Origin of the sequence: Streptomyces sp. NPDC006430, from assembly GCF_040612395.1 — a bacterium.
Taxonomy (GTDB): Bacteria; Actinomycetota; Actinomycetes; order Streptomycetales; family Streptomycetaceae; genus Streptomyces.
Genome location: NZ_JBEXQA010000021.1, coordinates 23,461 through 40,824 on the forward strand (window position 1 = coordinate 23,461; position 17,364 = coordinate 40,824).

General features: G+C 69.4%; 12 protein-coding genes and 1 pseudogene. 8 read left to right on the forward strand and 5 right to left on the reverse strand.

Annotated elements, in window-relative coordinates:
* Positions 1-134 precede the first annotated feature (134 nt).
* Entirely contained in the window at positions 135-2,021 is a 1,887-nt protein-coding gene (locus tag ABZZ20_RS25575) for an ATP-binding cassette domain-containing protein (protein ID WP_356873341.1), read from the reverse strand.
* A 492-nt stretch (positions 2,022-2,513) separates the two neighbouring features.
* Here ABZZ20_RS25575 and ABZZ20_RS25580 point away from each other — a divergent pair, with 492 nt between their 5' ends.
* Entirely contained in the window at positions 2,514-2,969 is a 456-nt protein-coding gene (locus ABZZ20_RS25580; RefSeq protein WP_356873343.1) for an NUDIX hydrolase, read from the forward strand.
* A 219-nt stretch (positions 2,970-3,188) separates the two neighbouring features.
* Here ABZZ20_RS25580 and ABZZ20_RS25585 read toward each other — a convergent pair whose 3' ends face one another.
* Positions 3,189-4,115 carry a hypothetical protein gene (locus tag ABZZ20_RS25585; RefSeq protein WP_356873345.1) on the reverse strand — a complete coding sequence of 309 codons (927 nt, stop codon included), beginning with the start codon at positions 4,113-4,115 and terminating at the stop codon, positions 3,189-3,191.
* A gap of 196 nt (positions 4,116-4,311) precedes the next feature.
* Complete coding sequence (locus tag ABZZ20_RS25590) at positions 4,312-7,173, reverse strand: peroxidase family protein (protein ID WP_356873347.1); 2,862 nt, start codon at positions 7,171-7,173, stop codon at positions 4,312-4,314.
* A 575-nt stretch (positions 7,174-7,748) separates the two neighbouring features.
* Between ABZZ20_RS25590 and ABZZ20_RS25595 the strand changes: the two genes are divergently transcribed.
* The 3 genes from ABZZ20_RS25595 to ABZZ20_RS25605 all read left to right on the forward strand — a co-directional run bounded on the left by ABZZ20_RS25595 (position 7,749) and on the right by ABZZ20_RS25605 (position 12,116).
* On the forward strand, positions 7,749-9,455 hold the full coding sequence (locus ABZZ20_RS25595) for a thiamine pyrophosphate-binding protein (RefSeq protein ID WP_356873349.1): 1,707 nt from the start codon (positions 7,749-7,751) through the stop codon (positions 9,453-9,455).
* Between the two features lie 121 nt (positions 9,456-9,576).
* A complete protein-coding gene (locus ABZZ20_RS25600; RefSeq protein WP_356873351.1) occupies positions 9,577-10,968 on the forward strand; it encodes a hypothetical protein in 1,392 nt (463 codons plus the stop codon).
* A gap of 146 nt (positions 10,969-11,114) precedes the next feature.
* Positions 11,115-12,116: a hypothetical protein gene (locus ABZZ20_RS25605; protein WP_356873353.1), complete on the forward strand. Its 1,002-nt coding sequence runs from the start codon at positions 11,115-11,117 to the stop codon at positions 12,114-12,116.
* A 74-nt stretch (positions 12,117-12,190) separates the two neighbouring features.
* Here the strand turns inward: ABZZ20_RS25605 and ABZZ20_RS25610 are convergent, their stop codons facing one another.
* Both ABZZ20_RS25610 and ABZZ20_RS25615 read right to left on the reverse strand, forming a co-directional pair.
* Complete coding sequence (locus ABZZ20_RS25610; RefSeq protein ID WP_356873355.1) at positions 12,191-12,970, reverse strand: hypothetical protein; 780 nt, start codon at positions 12,968-12,970, stop codon at positions 12,191-12,193.
* 83 nt (positions 12,971-13,053) lie between these two features.
* On the reverse strand, positions 13,054-13,362 hold the full coding sequence (locus ABZZ20_RS25615; protein WP_356873357.1) for a hypothetical protein: 309 nt from the start codon (positions 13,360-13,362) through the stop codon (positions 13,054-13,056).
* A 213-nt stretch (positions 13,363-13,575) separates the two neighbouring features.
* On the opposite strand from ABZZ20_RS25615, the pseudogene ABZZ20_RS25620 reads away from it, so the two are divergent.
* From ABZZ20_RS25620 to ABZZ20_RS25635, 4 genes and pseudogenes are all read left to right on the forward strand, one after another.
* A pseudogene (locus tag ABZZ20_RS25620) lies at positions 13,576-13,758 on the forward strand (hypothetical protein); the annotation flags it as partial.
* Between the two features lie 272 nt (positions 13,759-14,030).
* Complete coding sequence (locus tag ABZZ20_RS25625) at positions 14,031-15,137, forward strand: substrate-binding domain-containing protein (RefSeq protein ID WP_356873359.1); 1,107 nt, start codon at positions 14,031-14,033, stop codon at positions 15,135-15,137.
* A 188-nt stretch (positions 15,138-15,325) separates the two neighbouring features.
* Positions 15,326-16,162: a hypothetical protein gene (locus tag ABZZ20_RS25630; RefSeq protein WP_356873361.1), complete on the forward strand. Its 837-nt coding sequence runs from the start codon at positions 15,326-15,328 to the stop codon at positions 16,160-16,162.
* Between the two features lie 344 nt (positions 16,163-16,506).
* Positions 16,507-17,124 (forward strand): GNAT family N-acetyltransferase, encoded by a 618-nt coding sequence (locus ABZZ20_RS25635; protein ID WP_356873363.1) that lies wholly within the window; start codon positions 16,507-16,509, stop codon positions 17,122-17,124.
* Positions 17,125-17,364 lie beyond the last annotated feature (240 nt).

The following is a 17,364-nucleotide window of genomic DNA, read 5'->3' on the forward strand; positions in this document are numbered from 1 at the left end:
GCAGGAATCGTACGCGCAGGGCTCCCTCGTACCGCCATCGGGTTCCCGGGGCGTGCGGGGTGCGCGTCCGGTGCCCTGGTTCGCAACCCTGGGTGCGAACCAGGGGGACCACACGCCCGCGTCACCTCACCGCGTCAGCGGTCCTGGGAGAGTTCGTACAGCTCCCGGAACTGACCTCCCTGCACGGCCAACAGCTGGGCGAACGTGCCCTGTTCCACGATCCGGCCGCCGTCCAGGACCACGATCCTGTCGGCCAGACGGCAGTTCTCCATCCGGTGCGTGACGATCACCGTGATGCGGTCCTCCTTCATGTCCCGCAGGCCGGAGAAGACCTTGTGCTCTCCCCGTGGGTCCATCGCACTCGTCGGCTCGTCCATGACCAGCAGGCCCGGCCTCCTGTGGAAGGCACGTCCGCAGGCCAAGCGCTGCCACTGTCCGCCGGAGGGCTCGTGACCGCCCCAGACCGAGCGGGCCAGCAGGGTGTCCAGACCAGCGGGGAAGTCCTCGACGGCCTTGCGCATCCCGACGGCGTCCAGAGCCTCCCAGACGGCGGTCTCGCCCCGCGGATCGGGCTGGCCGAGCGTGATGTTCTCCCTTGCGGAGAACGGCCAGTAGCCGTAGCTCTGCGTCACCAGGCCGACGTGTTGCCACGCCGTGCGCTGGTCGGCCTCGGAGGTCGGCACGCCGTCCCAGGAGACGGTGCCGGACGTCGGGGCCGTCAGTGAGGTCAGGAGCCGGATCAGAGTCGACTTCCCGGCGCCGTTCTCCCCGATGACGGCGACGACCTCGCCCCGACTCAGGGTGAGGGAGACGGGTCCGAGTGCGGGCGCGTCCTTGCCCGGGTAGGTGTACGTGGCCTCCTCCAGCCGGATCTTCTCCGGCGCGGCCTCCATCACCTGCGGGCCGCGCGGCCCGGACTGCTCGGCGGCCTCCTTGACGAAACTCGCGTAGTCGCCGAGGTAGAGCGCGTGTTGGAACATGGCCGCGCCGTATACGACGAGCGAGCTGAGGGCGGCGGTCGAAGTGCGCATGGCGACGATCGCCGTGCCGGCCGCGGCCAGGGCCATGTACCCGCCGACGACGAGTCCGGCCAGTGCGCCGTACGTCGCGACGACGAAGACGCCGGAGGCGGTTGCAGCGATCAGGTACACGGTCAGGTACCGGGGCGCCGAGCCGACCATCTTGGAGTCGATGCGCTCGCACACAGCCGCGTACCAGTGGTGGGCGTACGGCCGCATGCTGTTGCCCCGCAGCTCGTCGGCGAGCTTCGGGGTGGTCAGGTGCCAGCGCATCATGTGCTTGATGTTCCGGGAGGCGACCGTCTGGTTGTGGAGGGTGTAGTCGAGGCGGGCGGCGTAGACCGACCCGAGGCCGCGGGGGATCACTGACAGCAGGAGCAGGGGCAGCAGAACCGGGTGCACGACCGTGAGGACCGAGGCGACGGCCACCATGTCGATGAGGCCGCCGGTGAAGCCGAGGGCGTCCTGCAGGAGCATCGAGGAGCGTGCGGAACCGGTCTCGGCGGCCTCGGAGCGCTCGGTGAAGTCGGGGGCGTCGTAGGCGGCGAGCTCCACGTCCATGTGGGCGTCGACCATCGCGAGGTCGGCGAGGGTCGCCATGCCGGGAGTGAGGCGGCGGGCCGCGCTCCCCGAGGCGACGGAGGACAGTGCGCCGAGGGCGGTCATCGCGGCGGCGAGGACCAGTGGCCAGGCCGCGTCCGAGATGCGGTCCTCGACGCTGCCGCCGTTCAGCAGCGGAACCATCGCGCGAGACACCGCGGCCAGCGCTGCAGCCGTACAGATCCCGCCAAGGACCTGGGCGGCGACCAGCACGTAGAAGGCGCTTCGATTGACCGCGAGAGCGAGGCGGGCCGTCTGGGCGAGGGCGGAAGGAACGCGCCGGGCCATCTGCCCGAGCGACAGCGATTCCATGGTCTGGTTGTGTTGGCCCCAGGTGTACTTGAACTCGGGCGGGGCGGGAGGTGCTGCGGGTTTCGGCTGCTCGACCTGCTTCTCGGACACTCGGCTGCTCCTTCAACTGGGTTGTGATGGAGGCCAGTTCGCTCGACCACGGGCATGGCGAGGAAGCCCGGCCGCACGGCGTGCGGAGGGATTTCGCGGGACGAGGGAACTGGAGGAGGCGAGTAGAGCGCAGGCCGGCGGCCGGAGCAGCGGGATCTGGCCGACCTTTCCGTCACGGCGGCCGCGGCCTGCCCGGTCCTCGTGTCGGGCTGGGGCCGCACCCCTGGGGTGGTGGGACGCAGAGGTTGGCCGGAACCGGCCGGTCGGAGGGTTCAGTCATCGCAAAACACTTGCAGCACCCGGCGCGGCCCGGACGGTGTGCTGGACCGCGGGGGAGGGCACGTGGCCCGGGCCGCCGAGGCGTGATGGATCATGTTCGTGCGCTTGTGCGCGGAGGCTCGGCTCTGCGCCGCGCGTACCGGCGGGCGCGGTGCGGGAGTCCCGCGCCTCGGCTTGACGGTCCTGGATCGTCGTTCACCACAGGAGCAGCTCATGACCACGTCCGCCGGCCGCATGAAGGCCACCGCATCCGCCGCCGCAGTCATCAGGGACGAGCAGGGCCGGGTGCTCATCGTCAACCCGATCTACAAGGAGCGGTGGAACCTGCCGGGCGGCCATCTCGAAGAGGGCGAGGTCCCCACCGCCGCCGTGCGCCGTGAGGTCCGTGAGGAGCTCGGCCTGGACCTCGAAGTCGGGGACCTCCTGGTCACCGCCTGGGTCACCAGGGAAGAGGGGTCCCATGTCTTCTACGTGTTCGACGGCCCCCAGCTCAGCCAGGAGCAGCAGCAGGCCATCAGCCTCCAGGAGTCGGAGATCGGCGAGGTCCGGTTCTGCCTGCCCGAGGAGATCTCGCCCCGCATGATTCCTCCCTTCGCGCTCGAAATGTGGCGCAGGGCGCTCGTGGCCCGTGAGGAGAAGCAGGCCGCCTACCTCGAACTCGTCCTCTAGGGACCGGCTCGGTGGCAACCCACAGATCAGCCGTGAGGACGGCGCTCGCCGGGCCGCTCCGCGGGACGTTCGGGGCGCTGGGGCTCCTTGGGCGCCGGCCCGTCCGCCGCGGCGCCGCTCCCGTGGACCGACTCCTGGTGGGCGGTCCACGGGGGGGGCCACACCCTCGACCAACTCCCGCGGCGTTGTCACGTCACGTCACGCCCCGCACCAGCCCCCTCAGGCAATGCGGGACGCGAGCGTGGTCCGCAGCCGCTCGTAGCTCGGAGCCAACCGGCGCAGACCGTCCGCCAGGGCCCGGTCGTCACCCGTGACCAGGGGGTACTGGAGGCCACCGATCAGCCGCGACTGCCCGGCCGCGACCGCCGCCGCATCGGGGAGCCCCAGCGAGTCCAGGCAGTGCGCGGCGTCCGCGAGTCGGCGCGCGCCGACTCTGATCGCGAAGTGCGCCAGGAACCCGCGCGTGCCCCCGTCGAGTCCTCGGTCCGCTCGGGCGGCCAAGGCCTCCACGCCGGCGGCGCCTCCGAGCGTCCCCGGCGGCACCGGCCGGTCGTCGCGACCCGCCAGCCACCGCTCCGCATCGGGCAGTGACTGTCGCAGTGCCTCCTGCGGTGTGACCGTCCGTTCCTGGACGAGGCCGGCGCGCATCACGTACGGGGCGTCGACGTAGCCGACCGCCTTCGCTTCCCACGCGGCGAGGAAGTCCGCGACCGGGAGCGTTGCATGGGGGTGACCGTGCGGGTCGTGGAAGACCACCGTGCTCCCTTCGACTTCCAGGACGACCACGAAGTGGTCGCCACCGTCGGAGGTGGGTGTGCCCGGCTGGTGCAGCAGTAGCCCCATGTCGAGGGGGCCGACCAGGACGGGGCCTCGGGCGGATGAGTCGCGCAGCCGCTCCTCAGCCTCCTCGGCCGTGCCGCCGCTGGTACGCACGCAGCGAGCACCGAGCAGGGCGATGGCCGCGTCCAGGCCCAGGTCCGGGTCCCAGCCGTAGGGATCGAACAGCGGCAGAGTGCCGCCGATCAACTCGAAGCCGAACGGCGAGCCGGTCAGCACCTCGATGACCGCCGGCGGGGCAGCCTCGCCGAGCACCATGGCCAGGGAGTTGGCGTAGCAGTACGGGCCGGAGCCGATGTAGTGCGTCACAGTCGTCCTGTCTTCTTCGGTCAGGAAGCGATGGGCGGCTGCAACGGCGCCGCACATCACGCCGTCCAGTGAAGACCCTGACACGGTGTGACGGTCAAGCTCAGGGCGGTCAGCACGCCCACTTGATCCCTCCCGTAAGCCGCCGACGGACGGGAGGGATGACCAGCGGTCCGTACAGGAGCGACGGGGGACGGCATCAACCGCGACTTCCGTCGCCGTTCCTCGCAGGGGCCGCGCGCCAGGGCGCGAAGGCGCTCGCCGTGCGCGGCATGGAGCCCGCCAACTCGGGGCAGTGCCGCAGCACCACGCTCGTCATGCCGTTGCGCTCGATCCAGTCCATGCCCAAGGGTGTGTACACCTCCGGTCTGAAATCGACCGTGAGGAATCGATCGCTCTGCAAACGGCGGGTCGCCATCAGGATGAAGATGCGGAAGGCGGTGTCGCTGAAACCGAAGCCCTGGGGAGGGTTCTCGGCGAAGAGGCCGACCATGGTGTCGATGTCATCGACATCGCGGTACACCTCCTTGAGGCGCGCGACCGTCTCCGCATCGGACGACAGGTCTTCGAACCGCCGCAGCCGCGGCTTGCGCAGACCCGCCCGGAAGTCGTTGTACCGGGGAACACCGCGGCGCCGGGTGCGCACCAGGTCGACCACGGACAGGTCGATGATCTCGCCGTCGCGCTCGAACGCTTGTAGCGATCGGGGGTAGTTGTGCAGGGTGATCGCCCCGGGATGAGCCGTGCCCAGCGTGTACAGCGAATTGGCCAGACCGGTCTTGCGCATCAGCGCTTCCGCAGCGGCGCCCTGGAGGTCGTTGAAGCCGAGCGTGTCCAGACGTCGACCGAGTCGGTGGTCCATGATCTCGTAGTCGTCGGGGAGCAACGGGTGCATGCGGTAGACGGTGACGAAGTCCTCGGTGAGCGAGTACGGAACGCCGTGGTGATCCGGCAGGGTCTTGGGGATGCCGGTCAGCGAGTGCGACTCGAAGAGCCACAACCCCAACTGTTCGAGCCATTTCTTCGGCGGCCCCTGCCAGTTGGTCTTCAGCCCGATGTCGATCACTTCAGTGGCGAGGATCGCGGGGGTCCACTCGACAGTGTGGATCTTCGCGATGAGGGCCGAGACGACCAGCCGCGCCGTGTGGTACACACGGTCCTCGTCCAACAGCGGGTACTCCTGCCGCAGCGCCTCGCAGACGACGTTGTGCTCGCGGGCGAAGAGGGTCTGCATGGCACTGAGGCCGTACCACCAGCTCTCCGCGAAACCGGTCAGCGGCAGACCGTCCGGCCCGACCGGCAAGTGCCCGTCCTCCAGCCGCAGTGCGGCACCACCGTCCGGTTCGCGCAGCGACACCGCGGAGTCCTTGTCGCCGCCGTAGATCTCCGAGCCGTCCCACCAGTGGGACGCCACGTTGCCGAAGAGCGTGGGTGGCCCTGTCCCGTCGAGCGGGTACAGCCCTTCGTTCTCGGCGAAGCGCATCACCTTCTCCTGCCGTCCCCCCGGTGTGTTCTTCCACGTGACGCCGGGTGGGAGCGGAACCTCGACGGTCCGGGTGCCGGTCGGGTAGCGCTTGTGGTTGACCCAATCGTGCACCTGGAACTGGATCCAGGCGGCGGCCAGGATGTTGAGGGAACGCGCGGGGATGAAGGCGTCCCGGTGCAGCAGTTCCCTGCTGACGGTGACCGGGTTGGGTACGTCGAACAGATCCGGTCGGTAGTCGGGGCGAAGGTTGCGGCCGAAGGCGGCCCCGACGGCGCCCATCCCCGGTGCGGACAGGTCGTTGTAGCTGCCGTCGTAACTACGCGCGACCCGCATGTCCTCGTCGACGGGCTCGGGCACGGGTCGGGCCCTGGGCGGAGCCTCGCGGACCTCGGTGTCGATCAGGTTGGACCGGCGCAGCTGCTGCCGCAGCGCCGCCAGGTTCAGCAGACCGAGGGGTGTGGGCAGCCGGTGCCAGGGGACGAACCGGTTGAGCCCGCGGAAGGCGCCGCGCAGCGGTACGCCCAGCAACGTGTTGCGCCGGGGCTCGACGGGGGCGAAGCGGTGGCCCAGGCGGTGGGCGCTGCTGGCCTCGTACGCGATCTTGCGCGCGCGGTTGAGGTTTCCGAGGGGCCGGAACGCCTCCGTCGTGTTCCACGGGTTGAAGGCCAGCTGGTCGACCCGGGCAGCTGCGGCGCGAGCCGCGGCGGAGTCGATGTCCTGGCGCGGGACGGTGAGCGTGGCCACCCGTACGAGGGGCGCGTCCGCCTCCTTCCATTCGGCCGAGCCGTCCTCGATGGGTGTGCGGCGGGAGTCCAGGTAGCGCTGCACGTACAACTCGAAGACGACCTCCGCCCTTTTCAGTCGCCGCGCGAGCTCGTGGTGCAGGTGGTCGGGATCGGTGCCGGAGGGTTCGGTGGCCGGCGGAGCGTCCGCGGCGGGGCGCACCTGGTAGCGCACCGGTCCCGCGTCGCCCCACAGCATGGCGCCGCGGCTCCAGTACGTCTCCAGGGCCAGGCTGCGCACGGTGCGGCGGGTACCGGCCCGCACGTTGCGCCGCATGCGCGCGGCGGTGGACCATCCGACCGCGAGCGGCAGGCTGACGAACAGGGCGAAGGCCTTCCGCGGCGTCGAATCGGCTCCCGCCATGGCCTTCGCGAAGGCGACGAACTCGCGCGCGTTGCGCGCGTGCGAGACCGGATGGCTCGTCATGAGGAGGTCGTGCGCCTCGCCCGGCCCGGCCGCGATGCGCAGGGCCATTCCGCGCAGATCGGGGGCGTGGTCGGGCTGCCGGGCGCCGTTCGCGTTGGAGAGCCGGATGGTGACCGGATACTCGGCACCAGGACTTGCGAAGCCGGTCCGCAGGTCGGGCGGCAGGTCGTCGAGGAACCTCAGCCGCGCGTTCTCCGCACCGAGGACGCCCTTGGCGTGGAACGCCCGAGCGATGCCGGCGGCGCCACTGCGCTTCTTGGACGTGAGCTGGACCTGCATGAGCTCGCGGGCGAGCCGCTCGAAAGCGAGCCGTTCGACCTCCGGGTGCCCACCCACGTAGTGCTCGTACTGCCGGATCTCGTCCATGTGTACCTCTTCGCCAAGGCGCACCCCATCGGCCGCATACAAGGCTGCAGGCCCCGACGGGGCAACGCCGCACGGCTGCCCGAGGCTGCGCCTGCGGGCACCTCTGTTACACACGGCAACCTTGACTCAATGACGCGTCCGCGTCGCGCGGAGCAACGCAGACGGGTGGCGTCCGGCTCGCTGCCTGCGGGGCGCCGCGGGCAGCGTCACCGGGCCCGCCACTCGAACGCACCGGTCCCGCTCGTGCGGCGAAACACCGGTGCCCGTGCAGGAGCGCGACGCGTCGACTGCTGTCACACTGGACTTCGGAGCACTGCACGACCTGCTGTCGGGTGTGCGTGAACACGCCGGACAGCGTAAGCGCACGGTGACGGTACGACGGCCACGCGCGCGCGGCGCGGTGGTGTCTCCAATCCCCCGCAGGGGTCGCGGTCGGTCACCCCGCCGTACCCGGCATGGTGCGACGTCAGATCCGGAAGGCCCGTAACTGCCTCCCTTGCAGTCCCACCCGCTCGGGCTCTCGATCGCCGTACGAGGAGCACGAGCGAACGAGCGAACGAGGGGACGGCGACGCGATGAGGGTGTACGAGGCCATCGTCAAAGGGCTGGAAGACATCGGCGTGCGGGCCGCGTTCGGCGGTGCCGGTGAGAACGCCGCCGGCCTGATGCTGGCGCTGAAGCATTCGCAGCGGATCCGGCCGGTCATCACACGGCACGAGCAGGCCGCCTCGTTCATGGCGTGTGGCTACGCGATGTACACGAACGAGCTGGGCTTCTGTTTCGCCACGGCCGGACCCGGTGCGTTCAACCTCTTCTCCGGCCTGGCCGTGGCGATGTCCGACTCCTACCCCGTCCTGGCCGTTTCGGGATACGCGTCACGAGCATGGCAAGGCTGGGGCTCGCTCAACGAAACCTCGGGATTGAACCGGACGCCCGACTCGCGGGCCATGTTCGCGGCCACGACGAAGAAGTCCTTTCTGTTGACCGATGCCGCCGACACGTGCGACGTGCTGGAGGAAGCCGTCAACATCGCGTTCGAGGGACGGCCCGGACCGGTCCACATCCACGTCCCCGAGGACCTCACCCACCACGGCGTCGAGGTCACGGACTTCCGCCACATCCGGCTGGACGTGGCACCGGTCGTCCCGGACCCGGCACGCGTGGAGGACATCGCGTCGATGCTGACCGACGCCCTCGCGAGGCGGAAGCGGATCGTGGCGCTCGTCGGCTTCGGCGCGATCCGCAGCGGAGCGGGAGCGGAGGTGCGACGGCTGATCGAAAGGTTCCAGATTCCCCTGCTCACCACGCTGGACGGCAAGGGCATCGTCTCCGAGGGACACCCGCTCTCCGTGGGCGTCTTCGCGGACAGCGGTCACTCCAGCGCGTGGAAGGCGTTCCGCGAGGCCGATGTCGTCCTGTGCATCGGCAACTCCCTGAACCAGCACGCCACGTTCAACTACCGCGAAGACCTCTTCGCGAACAAGGTGCTCGTCCACGTGAACATCTCCGAGGCCGAGTTCCGGAAGGCCTACCGGCCCGACTACGCGCTGCATTCGGATGCCCGCCTCGCCGTGGCGGCTCTCCACGACGCGCTGGAGGCAAAGGTCGGCGACGTTGCGCCGGTCGAGGTGGACGGTCGGGATTACGAGGCCCGTCACATCACCCACCTGACCGGAAAGATCCACCCGGGGGAGTTGGCCCAGTCGATCGGCCGGCTGCTCCCCCCACAGGGCGTCCTGCTCGCCGACGCGGGCGCACATCTCGCCTGGCTCAGCTACTACGTGGAGCTTGAGGAGGGACAGCACTTCCGCAAGGCCGGCTCCTTCGGGCCGATGGCCGGCCACGTCAACGGCGCCATCGGCCTGAAGATCGCTCACCCCGAACGGACCGTCGTCGTCGGTTGCGGCGACGGGTGCTACTCGCTGTCCGGCTTCGAGCTGATGACCGCCGTCGAGCACGAGGTCCCCGTCATATGGGTCATCTTCGACGACGAAGAATTCAAGTTGATCAAACTGTTCCAGCTCACCACCTACGGGGAGACGGGGCTCGTCGAATTCCGGAATCCCGACTTCGCCGCGTACGCACGGGCGTGCGGCGCCGACGGCTACCGCGTCGAGACACTGGACGAGTTCGAAAAGGCGTTCCGTGAAGCGTTGGGCTCCGGCCGCCCCACCCTGATCGACGCCAAGATCACACGATGGGCCGTTCCCCACTACAGCCCGTCGCCCGACGGAGTCATCGCCGGCCTCGTCGAGACCATCGAAGCCCGCCTGCGCGACTGACGGCAGACGGGCAGCCGGCCAGAACCCGACGGGCTGGCAGACCGGCAAGCCCGCGGATCGGTAGGCCCGCGGACTGGCAGAGCGCCGGACCGGCCCGGACGCGCCGTGAAGGGACAGCAGCATGGAAGACCCGCTGAACACCCGCAGCGGCGCCGGGCTCGACGCCCTGATGAACCACCCGCTGCTCACGTCGATCTGGCGTCGCCGCACCCACCGCGTCAGCCGGGGAAGCTCGGTCGAGGCCGGTTCGATGAGCTGGGCGTCCGCAGAGCCGCGCACCCCGTTGACCGAGCTCGAAGAGGCCGTCCTCATCGCCGTGACGGGATGCTCCGGCCTGACCATGCCGGACCGCCCCTTCGCCGATCCGCGCGACGGCACACCCATCATGGCGAAACCGAACCTCAACATGGTCGGCCGGACCGCCGGCAGCCCCGACAACGCCCAGGGCACCCACTTCTTCCTGATCAACGACACCGGTACCTACTTCCTGCGCAAACTGCCCCCTCCGCCGGAGGGCTCGACGTTGGCGTTCGACGAGGCGACTCTGTGCGCACGCGCGGCCGAGGCGAAGGTGCAGCTGCTCGACCACCGCATCGACGTACCCGAGGGGAAGCGGGACTTCCCGGCCTACCTCGACTCCAACCGTTTCCTGTCGAACCTTCCGGGCACCACCCTCCTCTTTCCCGTGGTGGACCTGTCACGGCAGTACATCAACGGGCTGATGTACCTGTTGACCCAGCCCGAAGGGGCAAGGCCGTCGATCGTCGACGACCGGAACCTCTACCGTTCGGCCGGCGTGCGGAAGTGGGTCAAGTCGGGATTCCTGAACGAAGACATCAAACTGCCCCTGGGCGTGATCTGGGCCATGCGCACGCAGATCGAGGCGGACCTCCTGCTGCAGAACCTCATGCTCACCGCGGACGCCATGGGCCTCGGAGCGTGGATCCACGCCTCGATCGCCCCGCCGATCATGCTGGGCGACCCGAAGTTCCGCCCCACCTACGGCCCCATGCTCGCCTTCGACTGGGCCACGCCGCGGTGGAAGCCGGCAGACATCCTGCGTTGGCAGGTACCGCTCCCGCGCTATTCGACCCTGCGGGCGACCACCGTCGGCCTCCGGCACAACGGTGAACACCTGATCAAGGCGATGTGCCCGCCCAACTACGACAGCATGGGCGACGCGGTCGACGCCGTCGTCGCGGGCAAGTTCGGGCCGGCGGGCGTCTACAGCGACGAGGGGCTGTTCGCCCGCATCTACCGGGGCGACTTCGGCAGCCAGTACCTCCACGAGGCCAGCAACTACTCCGCCGACGTCATCGCCTGTACGCGGGACATCTGCACCTACGTCTACGAGACCCACGGACGGTTCCCCGCGCACTGCGACACCATCCACGCACCGGGTGTGTGGCTGCAGGCCCATCACCTGGAGAACGGCTACTACGAGCGGTTCTTCCGCGACGGGCTGACCGAGGCCCACCGGACACACGACCACCGCTGGCACGGGGGAGGGTGAAGCCCGGGCTACGGCCCCGCCCGGTGCCCGTAGGACCGCCGGGTGGGCAGGCGGGCGGCGGCTCGGCGGCTCGGCGACGGAACGCGCGGTGCACCGTTCGGCGGCATGGGCAGGCCGCGTCGTACGGATGCCCGCACCCTGGTGGCATGGCGAACGACGCGTTGCCCTTCCGCTACGAGCAGCACCTGGTCACGGACGAGGATCTGCTCGGCTGGAGGGTGGAGCGGGCGGCTGACGGCCGCATCCTGGCCGTCTTCGGGCCGTGTCCCAACTGTGGTCATCTCACCCGGCAGAACGTGGAGGAGTCCGTCCTGACCTTGGACTACGCCGAAAGGGCGGCGGGGGCGGGAGAGGCCACGCCGGCGCCCCTGCCACCGCCGACCGCTCGGATGACCAGGATCTGCGACTGCGCCTGCAATGTCGCCCATGCGAACGGATCTGCGAAGCCGGTCATGAGCTGCGGCAGCTGGTGGCTCGTCACGATCGCCCTGGACGAAGGAGCGGTCGTCCCGGTCCGCGCCGCCACGGACGCCTCACTGCTGCCGGCCCTGCGCGCGGTGCAGGAGGTGACGACCGCGGAGGAGAGCAGGCTCCGGTCGTCGGCCGAGAAGTGGATCGCGGCGGTGACGGCGCTGGTCGGACTGTTCGGCCTGACCGGGGTGGTGGTGGGCAAGGACGCCTTCACCGGCCTGAGCCCCTGGGCGAGGGGCTGTGCCGGGGGCGCCGCACTGCTGGCCGCCGCCTTCGCAGCGGCAGCGATCACGCAGTCCTATCGAGCGGCCTACGGGTGGCCCGTGGTGGTCGACCTCGGCAACGACCAACTGCTGACCACGTGGTTCGCGGGTCGGCGCACCCATCTCTCGCAGGCCGCGGCCCAGCTCCGCCGGGGTGTGCGATGGGCCCTGGCGGCGTTGGCCGCCCTGGTGGTGGCGCTCGGGTGCATCTGGTTCTGGCCGCGGACCGCGCCCGCAGGGGCGTTCGTCGAGGTGACCCGCGCGGACGACTCCACGGTGTGCGGAACGCTCCTCGACTCCACGACCGAGCGCGGACTGCGAATCAGACGGCCGAACGGCACCGTCGAGACGGTGGGCGCTGCAGAACTGGGGCCGGTTAGGATCGTGAACTCCTGTGCGGGCGGCACTGGCTGACGGCCCGACACGAGTGCGACTCGATCCTTCCCTGTGCTGGGCAACGCGTACGAGGAGGCCCCTCACCGCCCGTGTCACTCCGGGCGCCAGACCTCGCCGTCCGGGTCGCGGGTGAGGCCGTGGCCGCGCTGGTGGAGGAGGAAGAGTTCGACCGCGCTGGTGGCCACTACCACAAGGAGACCGGCCAGGGCGAGGGGGTCCTTGAGGTTCTCGGGGGTGGCGATGACCCCGTCGAGGAACCGGTCGGCGAGCACCGCCGCCCCCGCCACGAACGGGGCGGCCAACGGCGGCAGGGCCGGGTGGGCGTTCGCCGCATTGAAGACGGTACCGGCGACGCTGAACGGGACGAGCAGCAGGAACGCAAGGGCCGGCAGGAACACGATGAGGAAACTCAGCACCCCGATGAGGTCGTTCTCGTACGCCTCGGTGGCCTTCATGACCCAGGCGAGGAATCCGGTGGTGGCGAGGAGGAGCAGCATCACGGTGAGGGGGCCGGGGATCGTGGAGTCGTCGGTGCGTCGAACGAAGAGCCTCCGCAGGCGGTCCCTTCGGGCGCGCGGGCGCCCGAATGCCACATAGACCGCACTTACCACGACCAGGGCGACCGCAGCGGCGGCGCCCATGACGAGGTACTTGCCGATGATGGTGTCCACCAGGCCGGAGAACCCGTCGGCGGTGAAGCCGTACCGGTAGGCCAGCGCCAGCACCACCCCGGACGTGGCGAGGGAGCGGGCCAGGGCGAACCGCGAGAAGGAGGTGCGCAGGAGGGGCAGCAGGAGACCGACGGCAGCCAGGACCCATGCCCCCACCATCTGCACCAGCCAGATCGAGAAGGCCCCCAGGAAGTCGAGCATGCGTCTCTTCACCCTCTGGACGGCGGAACGGGACGGACACGCGGCGGGCACCGGTGCGCGAACGAGGCCCTTGTGTCGCAGCATCATGCCCCGAACTGCGGTGCCGACGCTCCCGAGTTGGGTGAACCCTTGGCGGGTGCACGGACGTACGCGCATTCGCCCACGTGCCGTGTCCCGCGGGCAACGGGACCGTCGCCGGTTCCGGCGAGGCGGGATGCGAGGCGGACCCGCATCTCACCCGCCGCCCTGCGCACCTCCTCGGGCTGAGTGTCGTCGTCGAGCAGCCCGAGGAGGACCATCAGGGCCCGTCCCTCGTCGCCGCTGATCAGCTTCAGGCGCGGCTCGGTCACTCCGTCGAGCAGCACGTCCAGCAGGTCCAGCGTGTCGTCCATACCGGGAACAACGGCCGATGGGCTCCTGCGTCACGTCCGTGCGGTTCGCACCGCGGAGCGCGGCATGCCCGGCGTCGCGTACCGCGCGTGAGGTCATCGAGGATGCCCACGGCTCGACTCCACCTTGCTGGAGCCCGGCCGCGCCGCCGCTGCTGCTCGTGCACGCACGACGCCGTGGGGCTCTCCATTACCGACCGGCGAAGGCTCACCTGCGTGATCGTCGCTCGTTCCGTGGCCCTGTTCGTCGTCACCGGCTTCTTGGAGATCGGCGGTGCCTGGCTCGGCAGGCAAGGAATCCGTGAGCACCAGGGCTGGGTCTGGATCCGCGAGGGCGTCATTGCCCACGGGCTCTACGGCGTCGGCGCCGCCTTCCGGCCCGATGACGCCGCGGGCCGTGACTCCGTACGAGGTCGAGGCGAAGGGTGAACTGAATCTGACGGGCTCCTCCAACAACGCGGAGGCGTTTCCTTTCAACTTCATAAGTTGAAGTGTCATGGCAGAGCAAATGGCCCAGAAAAGCTATGGAAAGCGCCGGATTGCGCGATTGCTCATGGTGATGCAACGTTGCCATCTCGTTAATAATTCACTTCTTGACGATGGTGCCGGCGCCGAGTTGACTGCCTCTACCTCGGCCGCAAGGACACGGCCTCGTCATGGAGGTTTACATCGTGAACACACATCTGGGTCGTGCCGCCGTTGCTGTCGTCGCTTCCGCGATCTCCGTTTCGCTCGCCGCCTGCGGCGCCACGGAGGACGGCGACGGAAGACCCGGGGGTTCCGCGAAGGGCGACGCGATCAAGGTCGGTCTCCTGCTTCCGGAGAACCAGACCGCGCGCTACGAGAAGTTCGACAAGCCGCTCATCGAGAGGGAGGTCGCCAAACTCACGCGGAACAAGGGCCAGGTGGTCTACGCCAATGCGGCTCAGGATGCGGCGGTTCAGAACTCCCAGGTCGAGAAGATGATCGCCAACAAGGTGAACGTGCTCATCATCGACGCAGTGGACTCCAAGGCCATCGCGCCCGCAGTCAAGAAGGCCAAGGACGCGGGCATCCCGGTCGTCGCCTACGACCGCCTCGCCGAGGGCCCGATCGACGCCTACACCTCCTTCGACAACGAAGACGTCGGCAAGGTCCAGGGCAAGGCGCTGCTGGACGCGCTGGGCGACAAGGCCAAGGACGGCCAGATCGTCATGGTCAACGGTTCGGTCACCGACCCGAACGCCAAGCAGTTCAAGTCCGGTGCGCACTTCGTCCTCGATGACAAGGTGAACATCGGCAAGGAGTACGACACGGTCGACTGGAAGCCGGAGAACGCCAACAAGAACATGGCTGCCGCTATCGCGGCGCTCGGCAAGGGCAAGATCGTCGGCGTCTACTCCGCCAATGACGGCATGGCGGGCGGCATCATCACCGCGCTCAAGGCGGCCGGCGTGTCCCCCCTGCCCCCGGTCACCGGCCAGGATGCGGAACTCGCCGGTGTGCAGCGGGTCGTGGCGGGCGAGCAGTTCATGAGCGTCTACAAGCGGTACGCCCCCGAGGCCGCGGCAGCCGCGGAGATGGCCGTCGCCCTCGCCCAGGGAGAGAAGATCGACGGAATCATCAACCAGATCGTCGACAGCCCGACCACCAAGGGCGTGCGAGCGGTGCTCGTCCCGGGCGTTGCCCTCACCAAGTCCAACGTCAAGTCCACCGTGGTCGACGACGGCGTCTACACGGTCGCCGAGATCTGCACCGACAAGCTCAGGGCCGCCTGTGAAGAGATCGGCCTGAAGTAGCAGGCCGCGGTCCGGGCAGCACCGGAACCCCGGATTCGACCCGGACGATAACGGTCCAACAGCCCCCCGCACGCCACCCCCGGGAGCGGCCCGCGGGAGCGGCGGCCCCGGTCGCACCGACGGGATTTCCGGTAAATGGCGTAGCGGGCAAAGGGATCTTTTCGGGCGTTGGGGGCTAAGGTCGGCGGGTGAGCCAAACCGAAAGGCGCTCCGAGGGAGCGGGACCGTTCACGACTCGGCTGACCTGGCGCCCCGTGGAAGGGGGCACGGCGGTCTGGGAGTCCCGTAAGGCGCGCAAGCGCGGCCAGCTGACCGTACGTGCAGCGGGCGAGCTGGAGTCGCGGTCCCGAATCGCCGACCTCGTGTCGATCAGCCGCCTGCGCAGGCTGAATACCGTCGCTGCGCTTGCGTTCACCGTCGGCGGGGCCCTCTTCGCGCTCGGGGCCTGCGTCGCCCAGTTCGGCTCGGGTGACGCGACGGCCGCCTGGATCTACTTCGCCGGCGGCCTGTTCTTCAACACCGGCGGTTACGCCTCACTGCTCCAGGCGATCAACGCCCCCCGCCCGGACGTCGAAGCGGGATCGCTGGCCGTCCGACGCTGGGCTTGGTGGAGCTACGAGCCCCACCGGATCGACTGGCTGAGTACCTTCGTGCTGTTCGTGGGCACCCTCGTGTTCGGCATCAACCTGCTGAATTCCCTCCTGAAAGGGCTCTCGCTCCAGCAGGTGAACCGACTGATCTGGGCCCCCGACATGGTCGGGTGCTTCCTGTTCCTGATCTCGGGGCACCTCGCGCTGGTCGAGGTCTGTCACGGCCGCCTGGGTGTCCGCGCCCGGGACCTCAGCTGGTGGATCGTCGCGGTCAACCAGCTCGGATCCCTACTCTTCCTGATCTCGGCGCTGGCGGCCTTCACCCGCCCCGCGACCGGAAGTCTGGTGAACGAGGACATCGCCAACTGGGGCACCCTGACGGGGGCGCTCTGCTTCTCGGTCGGGGGCGTGCTCCAGTTCTTCGAGCGCCCGTGAACCGCGGTCCAACGACGAACCACGGGCTCATGTTGAAGTCGTCGCCAACGTAAGTGGCGTGGAACTCCTCGTGTGCCGTTCGGGCGTCGATTCGCCAGGACAGGCCGGGACCGGCGCCGTCACTCGCTCGGCAGGACCGGTCACGGGGCGGCGGGCCAGCATGCACCCGGCGACGACCGTGGCATCCCCGCCCACACCTCGTGCGCGCCCCTGCCGGGGCCAGGGTGTCCAGGGCCCCACTGCTCCTCGCCGCACCCCGCCCCAACTCCCGCCCGCCTCTCCTTCTGTTGGCCCCGCAAGCGGACCGGCCCCCACCCAGTCGCCGAAGAACACCGGTGTGCAGAATGACCCGTATGTCGATAACGAACACGCCGAAGACGGCAACAATCGCCGACGCACCTCTGATCAGCCGCACCCTGGCCCGCGCCTTCGACGACGACCCGATGATGCGCTGGTTCTTCACCGGCGACGCCTCGCGCGAAGCAGAGCTGGGCCGTTACTTCTCCACGATCTTCACCCGGCAGTACGTCCACCACAGCGTGTGCGAGTGCACCGAGTCGGCGGCTGCCTTCTGGGTACCGCCGGAGGCGCAGGCCAAGGCCGTTCCCGATGCGGAGACCATCCAGGAGCTCCAGAACATCCTTGGTGACCGGGCTCCATTGTTCAGAGACGCCGTGGAGGCGGCTGCCCAGCACACTCCCCAGGAACCGCACTGGTACCTGGCGGTGATCGGTGCCGACCCGGCCGCCCAGGGCCAGGGGCACGGGGCGGCTCTGCTGCGCTCGGGGCTGGCCAAGGCCGACGCGGCGGGTCTGCCCGCCTACCTGGAATCCTCCAAGCCGTCCAACCTGCCCTTCTACGAGCACTTCGGCTTCACCGTGCGTGAGGAGGTGCAGCTGCCGGGGAACGGGCCGGTGCTGTGGGCGATGTGGCGCGAACCGCACCGCCCGGCCGATGCCTAGAGGTGCTGGTCACAGCCCCTCGTCGCGGGTCGCCACGCCGCCGGAGCTACGTCGGGCGGTTGATCCCGCGCTCCACCGCGTGGCGTTCGCGGCGGTCGGGTCCGCGGGCGGCCCGGACCTCCCGGGCCCGCCCGTACCACGCGCCGAGGACCCAAGTATCCGGGCTTCCTTATCCCAGCGGCCGTAGCCGAGGCTGACTGCTCCGGCGGCTGCCCGTTCGGATCGGCCTGCGCTGCTGTC

Coding starts and splice junctions, on each gene's coding strand:
- ABZZ20_RS25590 (WP_356873347.1), bottom strand. CDS start 7,173: ATGGACGAGATCCGGCAGTACGAGCACTACGTGGGTGGGCACCCGGAG.
- ABZZ20_RS25605 (WP_356873353.1), top strand. CDS start 11,115: ATGGCGAACGACGCGTTGCCCTTCCGCTACGAGCAGCACCTGGTCACG.
- ABZZ20_RS25615 (WP_356873357.1), bottom strand. CDS start 13,362: ATGGACGACACGCTGGACCTGCTGGACGTGCTGCTCGACGGAGTGACC.
- ABZZ20_RS25580 (WP_356873343.1), top strand. CDS start 2,514: ATGACCACGTCCGCCGGCCGCATGAAGGCCACCGCATCCGCCGCCGCA.
- ABZZ20_RS25600 (WP_356873351.1), top strand. CDS start 9,577: ATGGAAGACCCGCTGAACACCCGCAGCGGCGCCGGGCTCGACGCCCTG.
- ABZZ20_RS25595 (WP_356873349.1), top strand. CDS start 7,749: ATGAGGGTGTACGAGGCCATCGTCAAAGGGCTGGAAGACATCGGCGTG.
- ABZZ20_RS25635 (WP_356873363.1), top strand. CDS start 16,507: ATGACCCGTATGTCGATAACGAACACGCCGAAGACGGCAACAATCGCC.
- ABZZ20_RS25610 (WP_356873355.1), bottom strand. CDS start 12,970: ATGCTCGACTTCCTGGGGGCCTTCTCGATCTGGCTGGTGCAGATGGTG.